At 44.7% G+C, this 20927-nt stretch carries 19 protein-coding genes; 4 read left to right on the top strand and 15 right to left on the bottom strand.

Translation table 11 applies throughout. The features are described from left to right. Positions 1 to 80: 80 nt before the first annotated feature. Entirely contained in the window at positions 81 to 1088 is a 1008-nt protein-coding gene (gene gap, locus ACJJIQ_RS19695) for a type I glyceraldehyde-3-phosphate dehydrogenase (protein ID WP_444918571.1), read from the top strand. A 203-nt stretch (positions 1089 to 1291) separates the two neighbouring features. On the opposite strand, the gene ACJJIQ_RS19700 is transcribed toward gap, so the two are convergent. From ACJJIQ_RS19700 to ACJJIQ_RS19730, 7 genes are all read right to left on the bottom strand, one after another. Further along, on the bottom strand, positions 1292 to 2233 hold the full coding sequence (locus ACJJIQ_RS19700) for an IS1595 family transposase (RefSeq protein ID WP_445362153.1): 942 nt from the start codon (positions 2231 to 2233) through the stop codon (positions 1292 to 1294). Positions 2234 to 2622: 389 nt separating this feature from the next. Continuing rightward, the gene (locus ACJJIQ_RS19705) at positions 2623 to 3024 is read right to left on the bottom strand and encodes a VOC family protein (protein ID WP_444895695.1); all 402 of its coding nucleotides are present in this window, start codon (positions 3022 to 3024) and stop codon (positions 2623 to 2625) included. A 135-nt stretch (positions 3025 to 3159) separates the two neighbouring features. After that, positions 3160 to 5967 carry a TonB-dependent receptor domain-containing protein gene (locus ACJJIQ_RS19710; RefSeq protein WP_445362812.1) on the bottom strand — a complete coding sequence of 936 codons (2808 nt, stop codon included), beginning with the start codon at positions 5965 to 5967 and terminating at the stop codon, positions 3160 to 3162. Between the two features lie 353 nt (positions 5968 to 6320). Beyond that, positions 6321 to 8273 (bottom strand): hypothetical protein, encoded by a 1953-nt coding sequence (locus ACJJIQ_RS19715; RefSeq protein WP_445362813.1) that lies wholly within the window; start codon positions 8271 to 8273, stop codon positions 6321 to 6323. 848 nt (positions 8274 to 9121) lie between these two features. After that, entirely contained in the window at positions 9122 to 10354 is a 1233-nt protein-coding gene (locus tag ACJJIQ_RS19720) for a BamB-related PQQ repeat family beta-propellar protein (RefSeq protein WP_445362814.1), read from the bottom strand. 388 nt (positions 10355 to 10742) lie between these two features. Beyond that, on the bottom strand, positions 10743 to 12161 hold the full coding sequence (locus ACJJIQ_RS19725; RefSeq protein WP_445362815.1) for a winged helix-turn-helix domain-containing protein: 1419 nt from the start codon (positions 12159 to 12161) through the stop codon (positions 10743 to 10745). A 220-nt stretch (positions 12162 to 12381) separates the two neighbouring features. Then, positions 12382 to 13527 carry an aminopeptidase gene (locus tag ACJJIQ_RS19730; protein WP_444918577.1) on the bottom strand — a complete coding sequence of 382 codons (1146 nt, stop codon included), beginning with the start codon at positions 13525 to 13527 and terminating at the stop codon, positions 12382 to 12384. A gap of 71 nt (positions 13528 to 13598) precedes the next feature. Between ACJJIQ_RS19730 and ACJJIQ_RS19735 the strand changes: the two genes are divergently transcribed. Both ACJJIQ_RS19735 and ACJJIQ_RS19740 read left to right on the top strand, forming a co-directional pair. Then, complete coding sequence (locus ACJJIQ_RS19735; protein ID WP_413663788.1) at positions 13599 to 13832, top strand: hypothetical protein; 234 nt, start codon at positions 13599 to 13601, stop codon at positions 13830 to 13832. Positions 13833 to 13942: 110 nt separating this feature from the next. Continuing rightward, the gene (locus tag ACJJIQ_RS19740; protein ID WP_282930681.1) at positions 13943 to 14116 is read left to right on the top strand and encodes a DUF3149 domain-containing protein; all 174 of its coding nucleotides are present in this window, start codon (positions 13943 to 13945) and stop codon (positions 14114 to 14116) included. Positions 14117 to 14427: 311 nt separating this feature from the next. On the opposite strand, the gene tatC is transcribed toward ACJJIQ_RS19740, so the two are convergent. From tatC to ubiE, 8 genes are all read right to left on the bottom strand, one after another. Next, on the bottom strand, positions 14428 to 15177 hold the full coding sequence (gene tatC / locus ACJJIQ_RS19745) for a twin-arginine translocase subunit TatC (protein WP_445362816.1): 750 nt from the start codon (positions 15175 to 15177) through the stop codon (positions 14428 to 14430). Next, positions 15174 to 15767, bottom strand: coding sequence for a Sec-independent protein translocase protein TatB (tatB, locus tag ACJJIQ_RS19750; RefSeq protein WP_282930679.1), 594 nt, complete (start codon positions 15765 to 15767; stop codon positions 15174 to 15176). The genes tatC and tatB overlap by 4 nt, the downstream gene beginning before the upstream one ends. A 29-nt stretch (positions 15768 to 15796) precedes the next feature. Next, positions 15797 to 16060 carry a Sec-independent protein translocase subunit TatA gene (gene tatA / locus ACJJIQ_RS19755; RefSeq protein WP_444892350.1) on the bottom strand — a complete coding sequence of 88 codons (264 nt, stop codon included), beginning with the start codon at positions 16058 to 16060 and terminating at the stop codon, positions 15797 to 15799. Positions 16061 to 16148: 88 nt separating this feature from the next. After that, positions 16149 to 16481, bottom strand: a complete 333-nt coding sequence (locus tag ACJJIQ_RS19760; RefSeq protein ID WP_282930677.1) for a phosphoribosyl-ATP diphosphatase — start codon at positions 16479 to 16481, stop codon at positions 16149 to 16151. Between the two features lie 7 nt (positions 16482 to 16488). Beyond that, the gene (hisI, locus tag ACJJIQ_RS19765) at positions 16489 to 16881 is read right to left on the bottom strand and encodes a phosphoribosyl-AMP cyclohydrolase (RefSeq protein ID WP_445364833.1); all 393 of its coding nucleotides are present in this window, start codon (positions 16879 to 16881) and stop codon (positions 16489 to 16491) included. Positions 16882 to 16932: 51 nt separating this feature from the next. Continuing rightward, entirely contained in the window at positions 16933 to 18543 is a 1611-nt protein-coding gene (gene ubiB / locus ACJJIQ_RS19770) for a ubiquinone biosynthesis regulatory protein kinase UbiB (protein WP_444906877.1), read from the bottom strand. 2 nt (positions 18544 to 18545) lie between these two features. Next, the gene (locus ACJJIQ_RS19775; protein ID WP_445362817.1) at positions 18546 to 19175 is read right to left on the bottom strand and encodes a ubiquinone biosynthesis accessory factor UbiJ; all 630 of its coding nucleotides are present in this window, start codon (positions 19173 to 19175) and stop codon (positions 18546 to 18548) included. A gap of 55 nt (positions 19176 to 19230) precedes the next feature. Next, positions 19231 to 19980 (bottom strand): bifunctional demethylmenaquinone methyltransferase/2-methoxy-6-polyprenyl-1,4-benzoquinol methylase UbiE, encoded by a 750-nt coding sequence (gene ubiE, locus ACJJIQ_RS19780; RefSeq protein ID WP_108734987.1) that lies wholly within the window; start codon positions 19978 to 19980, stop codon positions 19231 to 19233. Between the two features lie 123 nt (positions 19981 to 20103). On the opposite strand from ubiE, the gene ACJJIQ_RS19785 reads away from it, so the two are divergent. After that, positions 20104 to 20916 carry a CHAD domain-containing protein gene (locus ACJJIQ_RS19785; protein WP_445362818.1) on the top strand — a complete coding sequence of 271 codons (813 nt, stop codon included), beginning with the start codon at positions 20104 to 20106 and terminating at the stop codon, positions 20914 to 20916. Positions 20917 to 20927: the final 11 nt, after the last annotated feature.

The raw sequence follows: 20927 nt of genomic DNA on the forward strand, positions 1-20927 counted from the left end.
GTATCAACCCCGTGCGGCACTGGCTCAGCGCCGCGCGGGGACGCTTAGCTGACATTTTTTCTCCTGCCTAAAGTTGTGCTATGACCACTAGAATTGCCATCAATGGCTACGGCCGTATCGGCCGCTCCGTTTTACGCGCACTCTATGAGTCTGGCGCCCGCGATAACTTACAAATAGTCGCCATCAATGAACTGGCTGACTGCGACACCATTGCACACCTGACAAAATACGATTCTGTCCACGGCCGCTTCTCAGGCGAAGTTTCCGTGCATAAAGATGTCCTTGTGGTTAACGGAGATTCTATTGCCGTAACTCATTGCGAGCGGTTAGAAGATCTGGATTGGCGACGGGATCAAGTAGATATCGTACTGGAATGCACCGGCAGCTTTAAGCAGCGACAAGGCGCGGAGTTGCACCTTGCCGCAGGAGCCAAGAAAGTACTATTTTCCCAACCTGCCAGCCGGGATGTCGATGCCACGATTGTTTACGGGGTGAACGACCATATTTTGACAGGCAAGGAACGGGTAATTTCGGCAGCCTCCTGCACAACTAATTGCAGCGTGCCAGTTATCGCCGCTCTGGATAAGGCCTTCGGAATAGAAGCTGGAGTTATTACTACTATCCATTCTGCGATGAACGACCAGCCAGTAAGTGATGCCTATCATCATACTGATCTGAGAAAGACGCGTTCAGCAGTAAGCTCAGTTATTCCTGTTGATACGGCCTTGGCCCGGGGTATTGAGAGAATATTACCTAATTTAGTAGACAAGTTTGAGGCACAAGCCCTGCGAGTGCCCACAGTCAACGTTTCCGCGATTGATTTATCAGTCTCACTACAAAAAGAAGTTAGCCGGGAAGATGTTAATGCCCTATTAAAATCAGTTTCTAAATCTGAATTTAATGGTGTGTTAGGTTTTACCCAAGAACCTCTCGCTTCCTGTGATTTTAATCACGATCCCCGCTCCGGCATCATTGATGCAAGCCAAACTCGTGTAGCGGGGAATCGCTTAGCCAAGATCTTGATTTGGTTTGATAATGAATGGGGATTTGCGAATCGGATGCTGGATGTGACAAAAGCCCTGCTTTAGCAGATAAGGTGCATTTATCTTAAATCAAAAGGTGCCATATTCTAATAAGCAGGCTGGTAAAACCTGCCCGTAGAAATAAGCCTGAAGTGTTTTTACTAGCTCTCGATATCGTATTTTTTAATCCCTAAAAATATTTTTATAAATCAGGCGGTGCTTCAAGTGCCTCATCCTTTCTATAATACATAATTCTACCTAATTACCACTTATGCTAAGCCAATTTTTAGCAACCTTTCTGGCATCGGTGGTGTCCGAAGAGAGACGTAAATCAATCTTGGAATGAGTGCCGACAAATCAAACCTCCGATTAAAGCGATATTGAAATTCTGCCAAATAGCGCTGTGCATATTTCGGCCTAATAGCATGGTAAGTGCTACGTAGCGCACTCTTTAAATTACCAAGTACTGTATTTACCCAATAGAACTCAGGCTCTTCAACAGAAGCTCGGCCACCACCACAAACAATTTTGTCATGTACACAACCGGCCTCCTTAATGGCATTGAAGCATGGAAGACCATCTGAGATGACTGTGCTGCCACTGCAAAGGTACTTTTTACTCCAGGTTGAAATTTCACTGCTTTTGAAGCCCTTGATAATTGAGAGCTTAATACGGGTTGGGCGTCCCTCCTTGGTTGTTTCAACGGCCGCCACAAAGGGAGTTTTACCCTTGGCTCCGCGCCCGGGCTTGCATCCAGTACGCTCACCACCGAGATAGGCATCATCTAGTTCAATAAAACCGGACAGTTTGTATCGTTGGTCTCGCTCCATCATCACTTGCATGAGTTTCTGCTTCATACGCCATGCTGCGTTGTAAGAGATACCTAGATGTCGAGATAGCTCCATAGAGGAAATGCCCTTCTTATCCTGAGTAATCAGGAAAATACCGAGAAACCAGGTGGTGAGGGGGAGCTTCGTGGAGTCAAAAATTGTACGAGAGGTAATCGATGTCTGACGCCGACAATGGTTACATTGCTTAAGCTTGCGATAAGCGAGGTCGCAATGCTTGTCATGCCCGCAGTGAGGACAACTAAAGCCATTGGGCCAACGCCACTGCGACAGTGCATCGAAGCACTGTTCCTCGCTGCCGTACATTTTGAGGAATTGGGTCAAACTAATACCCTTCTGAAACTGTACCTTGTTGCGAGCCATGGCGTATTCCCTTGCAGATCAACGAGATAGCTGTATTTATATACAGTTACGCATAACTTAGCAAGAGTGGTAATTAGGTAATTCTATATCTTTAAGTTTAGTCTTTCTCAGCTTTCCTCACCTCTATAGTCAGAGTTCCCCGGGCTCACTCCTCTTTTACATGAAGAAATATACCTAATACAGCAATATCATATCGGCTTCCCACTGTTGTGCAGCGACTATTGGATAGTCCAAAATTGTCATCGGTATCGATATACAACTTCATAGCAAAATACAACTGACTACTCCTTTAGTTTGGTGTACTCCTGGAATGTCCCCTTTTTTTAATTCTTAGTACAAGACCGTATTTCGCGTATTCTATAAAAGCACCAAAAGTGACAAGTTAAAGTCTATTCCAGGGATCCTACTTTTTTTAATTCAACTAAAATAAATTCGTTGCCATACAGGTCCTCAAAGTGAGCAAACTCCGCATCTGCGTCAGAGGTGGGGGGCTTGCTAAAGTGGACGCCATTGTTTACAAGCCTCTTATATTCTCGGTCAAAGCTCTCAGTGTAAATAACGGCGCAAGGCTGCCCAGCAGTTTGTGCTCCAACTTTCTTCAGCTGATTCTCAGAATCTGCCTTAAGTAACCATATGCCCATATCTCTTTGTTCCGGAAGCCGAATGTGAACGAATCGGTGTGGTTTTGCTTGATAGTCTATAAAAATTTCAAACCCCAATTTATCACAATAAAAGGTAATAGCTTCTTCGTAGCTGTTAACAAGAATTACCAGCCTGCCAATTGAGTTCATCAGGAGTTCCTTAGGCCAAAACACAATTTACAGCCACCTTTGAGAGTGGGGCTTAGTATTTTTTTAAAGATCAATTAGTCCATGAAGATGAGGAGGGCCGTAAATACGGCCCTTATTTGAGACAGGTGCCACCCCTCAAAATTTATGGCTAAGCCTCAGGTAGTAGCCTCGCCCAAATGTACGGTAAACGGAAGGGTCCGTTTTTGCATTGAAACCAATATCTATAAATGGGGGAGCTTCGTTAGTAAGGTTAGTGATTCCGCCCGAAATAGCCATACCATTACTAAAATTATATGAAGCAACAAGGTCATGATAAAGCTGGGCTTTTATATCTTGCTTATAGTCTAGCCATATATCATCCATGTAGGTTACATATTTAAGATCTCCTTTCACCTCGCCTATATATTCACCACGGTAACTTAAATTGAAATCATTCCAATTCCAGGATAGGGAATAGTTTATTTTGTTTTCTGCGTAAGTCCCTCCATCTTGTGCCGAGCTATCAGTGGCACGTCCTTCTAAATGGATAGCCTCCGCCCCTAGATAAGCGACTTTGGTACGTTCAATCAAGTGGGTCCAAAGTAAGACAGCATCCCATTGTCCAAATTCGGTATCTACTGAGTATCGAGTTTCGAAATCAATTCCAGCCGCTCCCTGTTCGGCAACATTTTGATTTATATCCAATATATTTTGAATCGTATAATCACTAGTTCTGGTAATGAGATCACAGTAACTGGCTACCTGCTCTATGTGACATTGATCCAAAATGTACTGAGCACCATAAGAACTGATACCTGCATCAATTTCTGCTTTCCAGTAGTCCAAGGTGAGGCTCAAATCTGCATTCCCGGTGAAGTCCGGTATCCAGACAAGGCCTAGCGTAAATGTATTCCCTGACTCAGGCAGGAGCTCTTCGTTGCCACCGACTGTTGCAGGAAGCTGAGAATCCCCCTTCTTCGATATTTGAATGCAACCTGCAGGAAGCTGGTTAATACTGTCGACAACACACGGATCAATAGCTGATGGTGCACTATCATTTCGCCCCCCGAATAAGTTAGTAATTGTCGGGGCACGGAAAACCGTTCCGTAAGTGCTACGCAATTTGAGTTCTTCAAGCACCTGAATATCCAAACCCAATTGCCAAGTGGTATCGCTACCAAAGATATTATAGGAGTCGTAGCGTAATCCACCTTTAACATCGACAGATTGAACACCATTATTAAATATCGGAAGATGTACCTCAGCAAGTAGATTGGTATTGTACAGAGAGCCTTCTGTACCCGCCCCTACAGACCCGGTGACATCGCCGGTTGCTTTACCCGAGTCTGGAGAGAGGGCAAATGAACGCGCCCAATACCCTCCGCCTAGGGCCCACGCCATTGCCCCCCCAGGAAGTTCAAATCCATTGCCACTAATACTAAGGTCGATAACCTCTTGGGTAGTTACCCTATGATCTGTGAGATCTGAGCTCACATAAGCAAGCATTTCATCGGTAATTGTACCCGCCCCATCAACCATATTGATTGGTACACAATCACTTATCAATGTATTTTGATCACTAATATCAGCATAACATTCGGGAACACCGTTACCATCAAGATCTGCTGAGGGGCCAAGTGCATTTGCTAACCTCGCCCCAATAAATTGTCCAGTATTAATGTCCGTTCGAGTACGATAGCCTCGGTTGTAGCTGATTTTCCAGTCGTAATCTTTAATACTACCTTCGAAGCCAAACACTCCCTGTATTTGGAGGACCCTTTGTTCCATTATGCGGCGGTCCTCTACCACACGACGACGCACATCCATAGCTGGCTGGTTATCAATTCCTGCATCTGCCAATGCCCTAGATAAATAATAATTATCTTGGTGAATGCCATTGTAAGCTTCCAAAACACCATCACCATCGAAGTCAAAGTAACCGTTGTAGGCCGGATCAAACCCAGGGCGGCTATCATAGGGAATCGGTGCCAATTCTTGAGCCGACTCACGATAATTTACACGGACCTCGGAAATAAATCGCACATTGTTTGTAATTTCAGCATTACTTTCGGCAAAGACGTTGTACCGTTCAAACGGAGTCTGAATATAGTTAGAGGGAGCATAGTTATAGGTGCGGCCATCATCTGCAACTAAGCCATCTCCCAAGTTGATGTACTCGGAACCGCCAATATTGAGTCGGCCCTCCGGTATACGTGAAGACCCGTCGGGAAAACAATTAACCGGATTACTTTCGCAACCACCTTCCGGAAAAATATAGTATGTATCTTGGAAAATGTCCCAGGGGGTGTCAGACTGGTAAGCACCCTCTTGAGATATATACTCTGCACCAAAAACAAAATTTCCGCTATCAAACTCTCGACCAGCGATAAAACTCACGCTATTTTGGCTAATCGAGTCTACATCCATAAAGTCGGCATTCTGAAGCTCAACCTCAACTCCTTCAAAATCCTTTCGCGTTATGATATTTACAACCCCAGCAACAGCATCAGCACCATAAGTTGCAGAAGCTCCATCTTTGAGTATCTCAATCCGCTCAATCATAACTGAAGGAATGGATTGATAGTCCCCCATATCTACTGAGCGATGCCCGTTTACTAAATTTAGTGTCCGGTTAGCACCCAGTCCACGCAAGTTAATTTGTACAGCCCCATTACCGCCGTTATTGATAGTTGTTCCCAACGGCGAACCTGACATTGAAGGCAAGCTTTGAATTAAAGCTCCCACATCAGTTTTGCCAGATATTTTCATATCCTCTCGTCCGAGTACAGTTACCGGGCTTGGACTATCCAAATCTGCACGTTTAATACGTGACCCTGTAACAAAGATTTCTTCAATCATTTCTGCATCTTCTTGAGCGAACACAGGTATAGAAGGGAATATTATTGTTGCAGCCGTTAAGCTAACAGCACTCTTAACGGCAATAGATATTAAATTATTTTTCATTGTTAACCATTTTCCCATTTTGTTATCACACTAAGTTCATCCATTGCGAACACTTGAAATCACTTCTTAAAGATAAAAAATACCCGCCAAAAATTTTTTGAAAGTAACTATATGATTGCGGCATAAAGCCTTAACTGTCTATTTGTCTACGTAAGCCAAAAAGACTAGATATGAATAAAGTATTGAAAACTTATTCTGAAAAAATAAAAATTAAAATCTCACTCACAAAATATATTAACTACAAAGTAAGTTAGCCGGATAGACCTGTTATGAGGACACACTAAGCAACATAAGGATACAATACAAATAGTTATGAAAAACTTATGTTCTTTTCTGACCGAATATATTGCTGGTTATTTTTTAAATGGTCTTTCCGCCACTTTCGTTAACTGTATATTGTCAATGTCGCCCTGCTTTAATAATACCTCCTGAGTCTTGATACGATTTGTATAATAAGAAAATATTTTGCAGAAGCTATTTCTGGCTTGCCGAATACCAAAATTTTCGCTACTGAAAATCTGATACAGATCCCAACTTATTTCATCATTTAATGTACAAATACTATCGTCGGCATCCCAATCTCCCGGCAAACAGTATCCCTCCGTTCCTTGATAAACTCTTATTACAAGATATCCGCTGTCATTAACGCTCCAATAAGCAGGTACCTCATTATACTCTCCATCTTCAATACTCCCGTTTAAATTAAGATCTTGAACAGATACAAGTACTAGGGTTCCATCTGATGAAAAATCGTAGAAGTAATGGCTAAGATCATCCGATAAGCTCAATGGATAAGTGTATATTCCTGGTATATCTATATCTGACCAATTAACTCCCTCTTTTTCTAAAACATATGACGAATAGGTTCTTTTTTCTTCTTGTTCCGATTCGTGTATCACGTGAATTTTAGTAAAACCAGTACTAGATAAACTAAGAATTGAATATTTAAGACTAGAACCATCAGAAAAATCTAGATTTATTCTATTATTATCTAGCTGCCAGGTAGCAGATATCTCAGTATATAGAGCTTCTCCGGAAGCTGAGATTGATGGTACTTTTATGCTGGCGATTCCACCATTCGAAAAATCCCCAGAAAAACTAACTTCTACTGCCCTGAAATTAAATCGTGGGGTATCATTATCAAGGCTACCAACAATTTCCCCACTGCTATTTGGCATAGGCATACTATATAGTTCACCAATACTTAATAAATCTCTTGGGTTGACTAGGTTACTTGCTCGAACGCCTGAAACAGATTCATACCCATTTTCCATGTAATCCTGAAGCTCTCCACTAGGGTAATGAAATCTGTCATTTACCTCAAAAACAAACATCGATTGAGCAGTAGAATTGAACATCCATGAAATTCCATTAATCTGTCTGTGTCGCTCAAACTCAATCTGTTGGCCTTCAACTAAAATCGTATCGGTAAAAACAATGCTACTGTCTGATTCCAAGTCAACGCCTTGTTGTGTTTTCTTCCAGACAAGATCAACCACTTCGCCGTTTTCAATATACTCTCCAGTACCGTCTACATTAAGTGTTAATATTCCACTATCAACATAATAAGTATCCGCAATTAAATTTTTATCTATTACATGCAAATACTCCCCACTCTCATATATATCTGCCTGCACTTCCTGATAAATATCTTTAAGCGCCTTTCTAAAGAAGCTAATGTATTTCGAAGAGAGGTTAAAATCTGATGCTAGCTGGAAAGTATCTTGAACATCTGAAGGTATTGCCACTCCAATCTGTGAAAGCTCTACTAACATTTTAATCATAGTGGCTTTAGCAAAAATTTCACTTGCCTCTATAGGCCTAGTAATGTTATTCCATTCTGATGACTCATTAGTTGAATTATCTAATGTCGCTGAAATTGCTGTTGATACTCCACTAATTTGTACAAATTTATTTTCGGAATAAACAAGTGTTCTATCAGAACCTGCATCCTCCTGAAGCGCATGTAAAAATCCCAATGTGCTTACAAGTTTAATTCTCTTATTGGTCTCGGAAGTAGCAATAAGCTTTACCAAACCATCAGTGTTGCTCTTATCCAAGTTGATTTCAACTGAATATCTATCACGATCAATAATTGTGGTATAGACCAAATTATCACCAACAAGAACTTCAAGTTTTGTACCTGTTGGCAATCCATCAATCACCCCCCCCTGGATATATAAGTAATTATCAGGCTTTGGAATATTGCTATTCCTATCATTACTATCCTCACCTTTATTCCAACATCCAGATAGAACAAGAGCAGTAATCAATCCCATTACTTTGGTACATCTGTATTCGAACATATATTGGATACTCTCTCAAACAGTCATGACGAAAAAATTAGACTTATATATACTCTAAAAACCTTGCACGATTTCTTGTGGGCATCCACAAGCATGTTTTTCATATTTTATTTCACTTTCCACCAGTTTTGGCCAGCAATAAAATACAAACTCCAAAGTGCCAATTATTTTTGGCTCCGAGTAATACAACCACCCTACAAATAGGAATATAAAAATACCTGAAATAAAACATAATTTTCCTAAAAAAACATAAAATTCTATAAATCACACTGTCTTACAGCCAATAACATACTCTAGTTTTCTGGTACTTTTTTTAGATATGTTAGATACCGCGATAGGATCTAATTAAAATGAGCAGACGATATAGCACTGAATTGCCACTCTCCATATACAATGGCCCACTCTGCCTAGCTTGAACTTTTAATAGTCAGCAACTAATTGTTATTATAAAAATTAACTATTGCTTTAAACGTACTCTCTAAGGACGTATTTTCTAGTAAAATCCTGCTAGTCTAGAATTTAATAAGATCGATTTATCTCTCAATTATTTCTGGGGTAGAGATATTATTACGTAAAACCTATTATTATCATCCACTCACCACAGATGAAAATCATCTGACATGATATATTAGTTTTTATTTATAAGATCATATGAATTTATTGCACAGCCTTTTTATCAGGTGTTTAATAAAAAAAACCAGCTCATTAATTGAACTGGCTAGTCAATGGACTATCAAGAGAGGTTCAGAGGCGTGATTAGATATAACCCTATGTATATCTATAGCTGGTAGAAAAACTTGAGCAATTAATAGTTCTTAGATTATTTTATAATGGTGCTAACTTGTATATTAATGAGTAATTTCTATATGTGGGTTTAATGCATAAATATGACCTTTAGCACTCCCCAAATAAAGGGTGTTATCACTGTATGTCATACTCAGGAGTGAATCAGCCATGTCAACCATAAATTCAACATTCCTAGCCATACCGTCGGCAGAGGTATCATTTATATATTTCATCCCCCCGCTTGGCTTAATCAAACTTTCACATTTTTTTAAACAATCTGGTGTAGAAAAAAGTAGCTGTCCTTTACTACTCTTCTTATCTACTGCAAAAACTTGACCAGCCATTGTGGCAACAAAAACCTGAGTATCGGTCATTTGAGGTTTAGCAAAGATAAAAAAATTGGCATTAAAATTCATACTCTGATTTCCATTTTTTGCATTTAATCTTATCAGTGTTAAACCATCCGACATACCAAAATAAAGCTCTCCATCCTCTTCAATTGCTGGAGAACCAATCCAAGAAGTAGGGTGTTTATAACTCCACTTTTGCTTCCCCGTCTCAGCATCAACGGCATAAAAATAGGTATCGCGATTACCTATATATACAGTACCATCATAAATCACCGGAGACTGATTGAATCCCTCATATATGACCTGGCCGTACGGTTGCTTTCCTTTAAAAGTCCAAATAATAGATCCACTAATTATATCTATGCCATAAAGCTTATTATTCCACGACCCAACAACTAGCATCCCTTTGTATATAGCCGGAGTAGTATGCGTAACTCCAGTACTAAGGTGCCACAATTGCTTACCAGTCTTAGCATCCAAAGCAAACGTACCTCGCTGATTACCAAAGTAAACTTTACCACCAGCTACTATTGGAGAAGATCTATAAAAGCTCCAAGCATCTGGAACAAATATCTTTCCCCACCCCATAGGACGGCCATCAATAAGATTTTCATTGTCCTCACTTTTAAAATACCACAAGGGCTCCCCATCTAGAGTTAATGCATGAAGGCCATTATCTGCATTAATAAATAGATATTCTCCATCTGTAGCTGCCGATGCAGCGGTGGTAGAGCCTAGATTCCATTGCCAAAGGAGCTTTCCTTCCTTATTAAGGCCCACTACAAGTGATCCACCAGTGGCGATAATTTGATCCTTTAAAACAAGTGGGGCTCCTGCAACTGGACCTGGCAATTTATATCTCCAAGTACTATGAGCATGTAGATTAACTGAAAATATAAGTAAAACTATACATACGTACAACTTAATTTGATTTATACAATCCATACTAAGACTCCAAATTATCAACTTGGAATCTAAAAGATGATTGACAAAAATACCTGAAGAATATCTAAGAAATCCTTAAATTTTCCAATTAAGGTTGCGTAACTAATACATCAGCACCAATAAACTATTAATTTATCGCTTCGAGCTAAAGGTTATATCTATATAAATACTAATTTATACTTTCTTTGATATGTATTATAGGAACCAAGGTCCCAAATAATTGATAGCGGGTCTGTGGGATAACAGTTAGTTTTATATGATACGAGGAGCAACGAACCCAGGATATATTAAGAGATGAACCGTCAGCTGTTCCAAAAGGGAGAACTTGCTCCAATTAATTGTATATATTATTTTAGCTTTACATATATCCCATTAAACCCTTAGAGGTTTACTCAGACAGCCCGACTTTTCTCATTAATTTGGTATAAGCAGGAAGAGATCTTACTAACTCATACTTGGGGTCAGTGTTAACCCACAACACTTCCAACTGCCTTTCTTCAACAGCCTGCTGCAAATAGTATAGGGTTCTTTCTATATCTCCCGCTGTCGCAGCATATCGCGCATAAGCTAATGGAGGTCTATACTGGCCAATATCACCTGCCTCTTGCTTTATATCTAATAGCCACTTATTTACTGCTGCAAGGCCGCCCATCTGGAATTTTTCTTCTACTGTTCTCAAGTCATCATTGCTGTAGCCAACATGAGACAAGATAGCCTTCAAATGACTAAATGCATCAGTATCTCGCCTCATATTCTCAAACGTCGAGTGCGCTGATACGTGATACGCTATTGAGCGTGGAGCGATTTTGGCAATTTTAATTAGCTCTTCATTTGCTTCCTTATACTTTCCCGACATATTATATATCCAGGCAACCATTGGCTTGGAATAAGCTGAGGGATCTGAGTCTATATACTTGTAAACATGTTGTAGCGCTTCAGGGTAATCTCGCCTAGCTAACAAGAACTGTGAATAATCATGGTGAACTTTCCCATTCATCGGCTCCAGTGATAAGGCTTTTTGGTAATACTTATCTGCCATATCAAAGTTCCATTCGACGTGAAAAGCAAGACGAGCTTTAAGTAGGTAAGCATCCACGTTAGATGGCGATAGATCAATTGCCTTATCAACTAATTTATTCAAACTTTTACAATTACTAAAAAGTTTTTGAGTATTTCCTTGATCAATTAATAACTTGCTCTCTACTAAAGCTAGGTAAGCAGGAGAGAATTCCTCAGACTCTATTATTATTTGCTCAAATAAAGTTTGAGCTTGTCGCCACTTAGCGTAATCTTGTAGCGTTAAGAGATAGCGTCCCTTTTGGAATTTCTCATTCTGAGAAATGGATAATGATGGAATAGGGTCTGCATGGAAAGAAAACCATAGTAGAGGCCCAATAAGTAAAAAAATGCTAGCAATCAATCCTACAATATATTTTTGACTGAACCACCAAGAGCTATCTACAGCATCCGCTTTATTGTTTGACTCTATATCCTCCACTGTACAAATTAGGCGATAACCCTGACCTGAAATAGTTTTAATGTATTCCGGTTGCTTCGCTTTATCTCCAAGAGCTTTTCTAATTTGACTAATAGCCACAGTAAGTACTTCATCCCCTACGACCTTATTGGCCCAAACAGTAGAGAGAAGCTGCTTCTTAGTCACCAGACAGCCTTGATGATTAACTAACTCTAATAAGACCTGAAGTGGTATATGGTCTAGCTGATTTTTATTCTCACCACACAGCAAATAACCTTGCTCTTCATTTAAAATCCACCGTCCTAATTTAATATTTCTTGTTACTTTCATAAACTTCTACACTGAAAAACTTACAAGCAAGTAATTTTCACGGCCAGAATAGCTTTGAATATAAAAAATAAAAGTAAATATACGCTTAAAAATAAAATTTGTTAAGTAAAAGATGTGTGTTCCACGTTAATTTTATTTCCAAGTATGTACTAAGTTAAGTTAGGTCATTTTTATTAAATAGGAGATTAAAGTTGAAAATTATTGTATTTTTAAGAGTTACTTATTGAACTTCACTCTCCTGCCGCATACAAAACTGAGAGTCAAATTCGACTATTATCGGCGTCTTACTCCTCTCTTTTTTGTATCCATACGCTAACTCCAATAAATATTGCTCTCGCTCTTGGCGGTCAAGCTCACCCAATCTTTCAGCTGCATTATAAAAATCCTCCCAACCATTACTATCAATATAAAGCTGACGAAAAGCTGGAACCAAAGATTCATATTCTGCAGCCAAAGCCAAAGTAGCATTATTGGTTTTCTCTATATAGGCCTGGTAGCGCGCGGGGTAAGACCACTCTGCTGCCATACGCCAATAGCAACGCCTCAATCGACTCAGAATTTCCTCCTTTTCTTGGCGCTTTTCCTCGTCCGGCAAGTTGGATTGGTAAACTGGTTGAAGCTCTTTACGCGTCGCTGTCATTAACTGTCGTACCGCCAGTGCCTGAGCCTTAGTCTCCTCAGCAGAACTCGAGAGACCTTGACTACGAAGCCAATCAGGTAGGGCAATTTCGGACACTGCTGTAGCAAAGCTCTCATTAAAGCGGGTATCACCCGGCACATAAACTCTTCTGTGGGCCAACTCATGAAATAAGAGTCCGGCTAGTCTCTCCGGTGTCCAATTCACAAAGCTTGATAACACAGGGTCATTAAACCAACCCAGGGTACTGTAGGCCGGAACAGCTCCCAGGTAGACATCGTAACCCTGGTTGCGCAGGCTATTTGCTTTGGCAATAGCCGCTGATTTGCGGAAGTAGCCCCTATAGCTAGCGCAACCGGCTATGGGGTAACACCATCGTTTGGGGCTCAGGGAAAACTCTGGTGCGGCCAAGACATTCCATATGGGGTACTCATCATCGAGCTGCACATAGGAGCTATAGGCTTGCCCCACTGGTAGTTTTAACTCCTGTGCTGCATAGGCACGGATTTCCTGAACGAGCTGTAATTGCTTCTGGAGTTGATCACTGGCATTGCCGTCTTGAACCAGCTCTTCAATCGGCTGCCGGGCAGAGAGTATCCGCAATTGACCGCTTGCAGCCTGGAAGTAATAGCCCGCAGTCTCGCACCCGTAGAGCCCTAACAATACTAATACGAGCAGCCAAACTCTGGGGCGCGCTAAAAATCTAAGATCAGAAATACTGATATACACTCTTTTTCCTATTAGTATTTTTCTTAGAGAAACCCACCAGTCAAACGATTCCATGTGCAAAAGGTTATTCCATGTCACCAGTGGCAGCCGTCTTAACAGTATTTGCGCTGGTTTTAGGTGCTGTTGCCTGGTTGCGACTGCTATTTATTGGTTTTAGTCGCGACCCCTTGTCGGGGCTGATAGCACTATTTATGCCACCTTTGGCGCTTTTGCTGCTTCTGCCTGACAGGCGAGAAAATAGCGATCTTTATTCTTTATGTGGCGCGTCCTTACTCTGCCTGCTAGCAGCCCTGACCCTGCGTTGACCAACCCGTTGTTCTTACAATAAGTCGATCCAGCTTGATTTAGGTCAAGAGGTTTCCATTACAGCTCCCTAGACTGCATAGGTGAAGCATTAGCCTATTTGGAGAGAAAAATGGATGCTTTAATTGACCTGTTTACCAGCTTTTCTGGCCTTCTCAGCTTGGCCGTTATTGCCTTTATATTCCTGATGGCAGCGTTTTTCGTTCGCTTGGTTCGCAACAATGTTGAAAAAGCTGTTGCCGAGCAGGAACGCATCGCAGCACAAGCAACCGGTTCCAATAAATAGCTAGGCTTCCATCGTTGTTGTAAGCAACCAAGCACAAGCTAGTTTAGCGTTTATCTTTCGATCTGGTATCTAATAGCGGGCATTCTACAGCCGGTAGGGTGGTCAACCTCCCTGCAGCTGGGAAATAACCGTGTCATCAAGCTTCTTGTCATGGAAGAGATGGAGTTGATACTACTGAGAAGAGAGTGCGGCGTTGTACCCGTATCACTAGCGCTCTCAGGTGAGTAACCCTATCGAGAGCGCAACTGCAATACCTCAAGCGCTGCCTGTGAAGCTAACCGCTGAAAACCCAGTGGTGACTTTTTTATATCTCAGGTAGCAGGCTTACCTTTGGGTGAAGACTTCATCCAACGCCCAAATAAAATGCCAATCTCAAATAATAGCCACATGGGGAAGGCCAATAAGGATTGGGAAATTATATCCGGCGGTGTCAGTAGCATCCCAATTAAAAAGCATCCCACAATCACATAAGGGCGCTTACTTGCCAGGGTCTTGGCATCCACTACCCCACTCCAGATCAGTAGGACTGTCGCGATAGGGATTTCAAAAGCAAAACCAAAAGCAAAGAAAAGTTTCAGCACCAGATCCAGATAACTGCGCATATCTGGCATTACCTTAATATCTTCTGGAGCAGTTCCAACAAAGAAATCAAACAGAAGGGGAAAGACCACAAAATACGCAAATGCAATGCCGATATAAAAAAGTGCGACGCTACTAATTAATAATGGTATAGCAATACGTTTTTCATTTTTATACAGCCCCGGGGCAATAAATGACCAAACTTGGTAAAGCACAAATGGGATTGCAATAAAAAAAGAAACTATAAAGGTCGTTTTGAACGGGGTAAGGAACGTGGAAGTCACCTCTGTAGCGATCATTCCAACATCACCCGCCAAACGCTCCTGTAGTGGGTGGGCAATAAAATTATAAATTTCAGACGCAAACGGCATCAAGCAGACAAATAAGACCAATACGACTAAGAGGATTCGCAATAGGCGATCACGCAGTTCGATCAGGTGGTCGATAAAAGGCTGATGTTTATCTTGGGACTGATCGCTCATGACTGGCTATCTTTTTCCTGTTGCGATGTTTTCTTCTCGCCTTGTTTTTCTTCTTCATCTTCATCGATGTTTTCAGGGTGGTCCGGGTTTAAATCCGGGTCCCCAAAATCATGCCAATGCTCCGGGTATTCCGGATCCTGTAGCTCCTCGGCAGTTTCATCCTGTTCTGGCAAATAATCCTCCTGCTCCGCACGAGGATGAGCAGGTTCCTCTATCGCTTTTTCAGGCTTTGGTGCCTCAGGATGATTTACTCCAGCTGCCTGTTTTTCTACTGGTGTCCCTGCAACTTGTGGTTTTTCAGGCTGATTGAGCGCGTCGTGAACTTCCTTATTGGCTTCGCTAAAGGTTTGCTCCATCTCACGACGACTCTCCTCAATCTCACGCATAATGCGCTCGTTGTGAAGTTCACGCCGTATATCATCGGCTCCAACCTCTCGCTCCAATTCTTCGCGAGCACTATGTAAGGTCCGCTTCAAACCGGACCACCAGCGGGAAGTGGTACGCACCGCATCGGGCAGTCGCTCAGGGCCAACCACCAACAGGGCCACGGCAGCAACTACCAATAGTTCTAAAAAGCCGATATCAAACACAGAGTGACACTCGCCTTAGTCGTTGCCGATTATTTGTCCTGAGACTGTTTATCTTTATTTTTGACAGTACTATCTTGGCCTGGCTTCTCTTCCTCATCGTGCTTGAGACGCTCGACATCTTTGTCTTCATCAGCATCCTTGGATTTGTCTTCATCCTTAACCGCTTTGCGGAAACCCTTAATTGCGCCACCCAGATCGCCTCCGAGGTTTTTCAAACGCTTGGTTCCGAACAGTAGCAAGACTATGACCAGGACAATCAACAACTGCCAGATACTAATTCCACCGAATCCCATAATTGTCTCCATTACATTCAATAGGATGGCTTGAGTTTCTTACCGGGCACTCCCGCCATCAGGGGTGGTGCCACAAGTGATTCAAATTTTACTTAGTTCGCGCCGCTTTCTCTTCCAGGCCAGAAAGACCAAATCGGCGCCCAAGCTCTCGAACCACGTCCTGAGAATCAGCGCCCAAGTGAGATAGCATGACCAGCGAGTGAAACCATAGGTCCGCTGTCTCGGCAACCAGGTCTCGATTATCGCCACTACTCTGTGCGTCTTTTGCTGCAAGAATAGCTTCAGTGGCTTCTTCACCGACTTTTTCCAAAATCTTGTTCAGGCCTTTGCTATGTAGACTGGCCACATAGGATTCAGAAGCATCACTGCTATTTTTACGGCTTTCCAATACCGCATCGAGCTGTTGCAGCACATCTTTCATAATTGTTTCACTTATAAATGGACTTCGGGTCCTGAATCACCGGCTGATTCACCTGCCACTCTTCACCTTGAAGGAGGTGATAGAAACAACTACTGCGTCCGGTATGACAGGCGATTCCACCTTCCTGCTCGACCAACATTAATACGGTGTCACCATCACAATCCAGACGCAATTCACGCACCTTCTGCAGGAAACCAGAGGTTTCACCCTTGCGCCACAGGCCCTTGCGGGATCGGGACCAATAGACTGCGTAACCCTCACTGGCAGTGAGCGCCAGCGATTCCCGGTTCATCCAGGCCATCATCAACACCCGCCCGGTTTTGAAATCCTGCGCAATCGCAGGAACCAGGCCATCACTGTTCCAGCTGACTTTATCGAGAAAACCGGCCTTTGCTTGAATTTGAGTCAATGTCTAACAATCCTTAGAAGTTCCAGTGTAGGCCGAAGCGCCCTAGGGCCACAGCAGTAGCACTAGTGCAGCAACGCCCAGTACCCAACCCGTCGGCGGCAACTGAGCCAGCCATTCCGGCTTACTGACAGCGATGGCGCCAACGCCCAACACAACTCCGGCGACCCGCCGAATATATTGGCGCAAGCCTCGGCGTTGCGAGCCCGCCAACTGCTCGCCAATTACCTCTAACTGGGGCGCCAGTTCCCGCGACTGCTCCAGAGCTGAGTACACCAGCTGTGGCATCTGCGGGAATTTCTCAAGCCACTCCGGACCGTAGCGCTTTATCTCACCCACAATTGTTTTGGGGTGGATTCGATCACGCATCCAGCGCTCTAAAAATGGATGAGCAGTCTTCCACAGATCCAGCTGCGGATAAAGCTGGCGACCCAAACCTTCGATATTCAACAGGGTCTTTTGTAACAGTACCAGCTGTGGCTGCACCGCCATATCGAATCGGCGCGCAGTCTGGAACAGACTGATCAACACCCGAGCGAAGGAAATCTCTCCCAGGGGTTTTTCAAAAATGGGCTCACAGACCGAGCGAATAGCGGACTCAAATGCATTGATCGGCGTGTCGGAGCGAACCCAACCACTTTGCACGTGCAGCTCCGCCACCATACGGTAATCGCGGCGGAACATCGCCAGGAGATTGCGCGCCAGATAGTACTGGTCTTCCCGTGTCAGGCTGCCGACGATTGCGGTATCAATCGCAATATATTGCGGGCGTTGCGGGTGCTCCCTGGAAACAAAAATGTTGCCCGGGTGCATATCCGCATGGAAGAAGTTGTACTCGAATACCTGCTTAAAGAAGATCTCAACACCGCGCTCAGCCAGCAGCTGCATATTGGTGTCCTGGGCGCGAAGCTGGGCCAGGTCGGTGACGGGGATACCGTCGATACGCTCCAACACCAGGACATTTTCGCGAGTGTAATCCCAGTGCACTTCGGGGATATACAACAGCGGGGAGTTGGTAAAGTTGCGGCGGAGCTGGGTGCCGTTGGCCGCTTCACGAGTTAGGTCCAATTCACCTTCAATCGTGTGCCGATAGTCCTCAACCACCTCCACCGGGCGCATGCGGCGCCCTTCGGGCACAAAGCGTTCAATTCCACGGGCGATCACCCCCAGGAGTTTCAAGTCTTCCTGGATTACCTCATCAATGCCCGGGCGCAGTACTTTGACGACCACTGATTCGCCGCTCTTTAATTCAGCCGCATGCACCTGTGCAACTGAAGCCGCTGCCAGTGGCTGCTGATCAAATTTGGCGAAGACCTCATCCACCTTGGCACCAAGGGCTTCTTCGATCAGAGCCGTGCACTGGTCACTGGGGAAGGGCGGCACCTTGTCCTGTAAATAATCTAATTGCTCGACAATATCTGGCGGTAGCAGGTCGGGACGAGTGGAGAGAAGTTGGCCGAATTTAACGAAAATGGGACCCAGCTCTTCCAAGGCTCGGCGCAGCCTTTCGCCCCGTGGCATCTTGGACTGCGGCAGCAACTTCACCGGAAGCAGCAATCCCCGCAACCACAGTGGGCGCTCCTCTGCTGGCAATAATTGATCGAGACGATAGCGCAGAAAAACCCGCGCGATTGTAAGACTTCGACGAACTGGCAAAACTACTCGGCCTCCCTGCGGGAAAACTGTTCTTCCAGCAAGCGCACGCGCGCCTCGAGCCGTTCAGCAGCTAGAGAGGCCTCGGCCAGGTCTTCGACAAATGCTTCGAACTGGGCCTGGGGTGGAGTCAGCTGCCACTCCTCACTAATAGCCTCCACCGCCACTTCAGGCGCTCGATTCAGGTTGCCTCCCAACCAGCGGGCAGCATCGCGCAGGACATTGCCAATTGAGTGGGCGGGAATATCGCCAACCACTTGCGCCAACGGCGCTTCCCAATCGATATCCAGGTCACTCAAGATCCATTGCAGTTCTGCCAGCAGGGCACTGGAGCCGCTCACTGACACCCCCAGCCCGGCAGGAGTTGCATCCGGGTCTTTGATCAGGCGTACAAAAGACAGCGCTGAGCCGCTTAACTGAGTGGTAACTTCCCCCTCCCAGTGCTGGCGCACCCGCACCTGGTCACCCTCGATACACAGGCAAAACTGTAGTTGCGGGGCGGTTAAATCCAGCGCCATGGTCTTTCCATCCAGTGCGGAAAGGCGCTCGCGTGTCGCCGGGTCATACTGGAGGGCAGCATTAATTGTGGTTTCCAGCGCGGCATCAAAGCCCGCGCGAAAAGTGGGGTCGCTCATGGCGGTTTACGGCCTCGTGCCTGCGCTCAGAGAAAAAATAGGCTTATGCAGTTTCTTAGGGCTTGATGCCCCGATGCAAAGCGACAATTCCGCCGGTCATGTTGTGGAATTCACAATCGACAAAACCGGCATCCGCCATCATCCCCTTGAGGGTTTCCTGATCTGGATGCATGCGGATACTCTCCGCCAGGTAGCGATAGCTGTCCGCATCATTGGCAACCAGTTTGCCCATAAATGGCAACAGGCGGAAAGAGTACTGATCGTAGACTTTCTCCAACAGCTTCGACTGGGGCTTAGAAAACTCCAGCACTAACAATCGGCCACCGGGTTTCAACACGCGCAACATGGAGCGCAGTGCCAGGTCCTTATCGGTGACATTGCGCAGGCCAAAAGCGATCGTGATGCAATCAAAGGTATTGTCCGGGAAGGGCAGGTACTGGGCATCCGCCTGCACCGGCACCACGTTGCCGGCGATTCCCCGGTCGAGCAGGCGATCGCGACCCACTCGCAGCATCGATTCATTGATGTCCGCCAATACTACCTGGCCGCTGGCACCCACAATACGGGAGAAGCGCGCGGTGAGGTCACCGGTACCCCCGGCGATATCGAGAATACTTTGGCCCCGTCGGGCCCCGGACAATTCGATGGTGAAGCGCTTCCAGAGGCGGTGAACACCTCCAGACATCAAGTCGTTCATTACATCGTAACGGGCTGCTACAGAGTGGAACACTTCTGCCACACGACCGGCCTTTTCTTCCACCGGCACTTCCTGGTAGCCGAAGTGGGTGGTCTTGCGATCCTTCATGCTATGCCTGCTGAGCGAAAACTTTAAAAGGCCATTGTACATTGCCGGAGCCAGTGGGGCACCGCTTGAAATCAAGCAGAGCGGAAACCACTAAAATTTAGTGGGATCACCCGGGACTGTTCTATGAGCTATCAATTCCAATGTGACTCTCCTTTTCCCGAGCAAATCAAATCTATCGCCCAGGTAGAAGTAACGGCGGCAAACGGACACTTGCTCCGCAACGGAGGGGAAACTGCCGTCCACGAACTGCGCAAACGCTGCAAGAAAATTCGCGCGCTACTGCGCCTGGTCCGCCCACAAATCAGTAGCACTTTTCAGCGTGAAAATACCCACTACAGAAAATTGGCAAACACTCTCGCCCACACCCGCGACCTCACAGCACTGCGCATCGCTTTACTGGGATTGGCACCGCCACATCACTTTCACCGGTTACACCATCTCCTCGACGAACTGATCCAGGCAGAGCAAAACCACTCAGCGGTTCAAGCGGCATTGAAACTCCTCGATAGAGGTCAAATAAGAATTCCATCGTGGCCGCTTGAACTGCTCAGCTGGCATGATGCGGAAGCCGGTTACCTGCGCGGCTACCGAAAAGCCGCAAGCGCATGGCGTAAAGTGCGCAGGCACAAAAATGCAAACCGCCTGCATCTATTGCGTAAAAGAGCCAAGGATCACTGGTACCAGAGCCGCTTATTGAGGAAGCGTTATCCGCTCACTGTGGGCGAGCGCTGTAAGTCACTAAAGGAGTTGGGAGAAGTTCTGGGTGACTGGCGTGATCTCCATTTGCTGGCACGGCTGGTAATCACTCAGGGAGACAAGCTGCAAAGTGAGTTTGGCACGGTGCTAAAAATTATCCGGCACCGACAAAGCCTGCTCATGAAAAAGACCGAAGCACTCTGTGAGGCGCTCTTCTCCAAGCCTCAATTCAAGATCTGACCGGGGAAAGT

The sequence above is a fragment of the Microbulbifer maximicatervae (SeqCode) genome (assembly GCF_052468295.1).

What these genes read in the sequence shown, in the direction of transcription:
- gap (WP_444918571.1), top strand. Translation starts at nt 81, where the DNA reads ATGACCACTAGAATTGCCATCAATGGCTACGGCCGTATCGGCCGCTCC.
- ACJJIQ_RS19700 (WP_445362153.1), bottom strand. Translation starts at nt 2,233, where the DNA reads ATGGCTCGCAACAAGGTACAGTTTCAGAAGGGTATTAGTTTGACCCAA.
- ACJJIQ_RS19705 (WP_444895695.1), bottom strand. Translation starts at nt 3,024, where the DNA reads ATGAACTCAATTGGCAGGCTGGTAATTCTTGTTAACAGCTACGAAGAA.
- ACJJIQ_RS19710 (WP_445362812.1), bottom strand. Translation starts at nt 5,967, where the DNA reads ATGAAAAATAATTTAATATCTATTGCCGTTAAGAGTGCTGTTAGCTTA.
- ACJJIQ_RS19715 (WP_445362813.1), bottom strand. Translation starts at nt 8,273, where the DNA reads ATGTTCGAATACAGATGTACCAAAGTAATGGGATTGATTACTGCTCTT.
- ACJJIQ_RS19720 (WP_445362814.1), bottom strand. Translation starts at nt 10,354, where the DNA reads ATGGATTGTATAAATCAAATTAAGTTGTACGTATGTATAGTTTTACTT.
- ACJJIQ_RS19725 (WP_445362815.1), bottom strand. Translation starts at nt 12,161, where the DNA reads ATGAAAGTAACAAGAAATATTAAATTAGGACGGTGGATTTTAAATGAA.
- ACJJIQ_RS19735 (WP_413663788.1), top strand. Translation starts at nt 13,599, where the DNA reads ATGTCACCAGTGGCAGCCGTCTTAACAGTATTTGCGCTGGTTTTAGGT.
- ACJJIQ_RS19740 (WP_282930681.1), top strand. Translation starts at nt 13,943, where the DNA reads ATGGATGCTTTAATTGACCTGTTTACCAGCTTTTCTGGCCTTCTCAGC.
- tatC (WP_445362816.1), bottom strand. Translation starts at nt 15,177, where the DNA reads ATGAGCGATCAGTCCCAAGATAAACATCAGCCTTTTATCGACCACCTG.
- tatA (WP_444892350.1), bottom strand. Translation starts at nt 16,060, where the DNA reads ATGGGATTCGGTGGAATTAGTATCTGGCAGTTGTTGATTGTCCTGGTC.
- ACJJIQ_RS19760 (WP_282930677.1), bottom strand. Translation starts at nt 16,481, where the DNA reads ATGAAAGATGTGCTGCAACAGCTCGATGCGGTATTGGAAAGCCGTAAA.
- ACJJIQ_RS19775 (WP_445362817.1), bottom strand. Translation starts at nt 19,175, where the DNA reads ATGAGCGACCCCACTTTTCGCGCGGGCTTTGATGCCGCGCTGGAAACC.
- ubiE (WP_108734987.1), bottom strand. Translation starts at nt 19,980, where the DNA reads ATGAAGGATCGCAAGACCACCCACTTCGGCTACCAGGAAGTGCCGGTG.
- ACJJIQ_RS19785 (WP_445362818.1), top strand. Translation starts at nt 20,104, where the DNA reads ATGAGCTATCAATTCCAATGTGACTCTCCTTTTCCCGAGCAAATCAAA.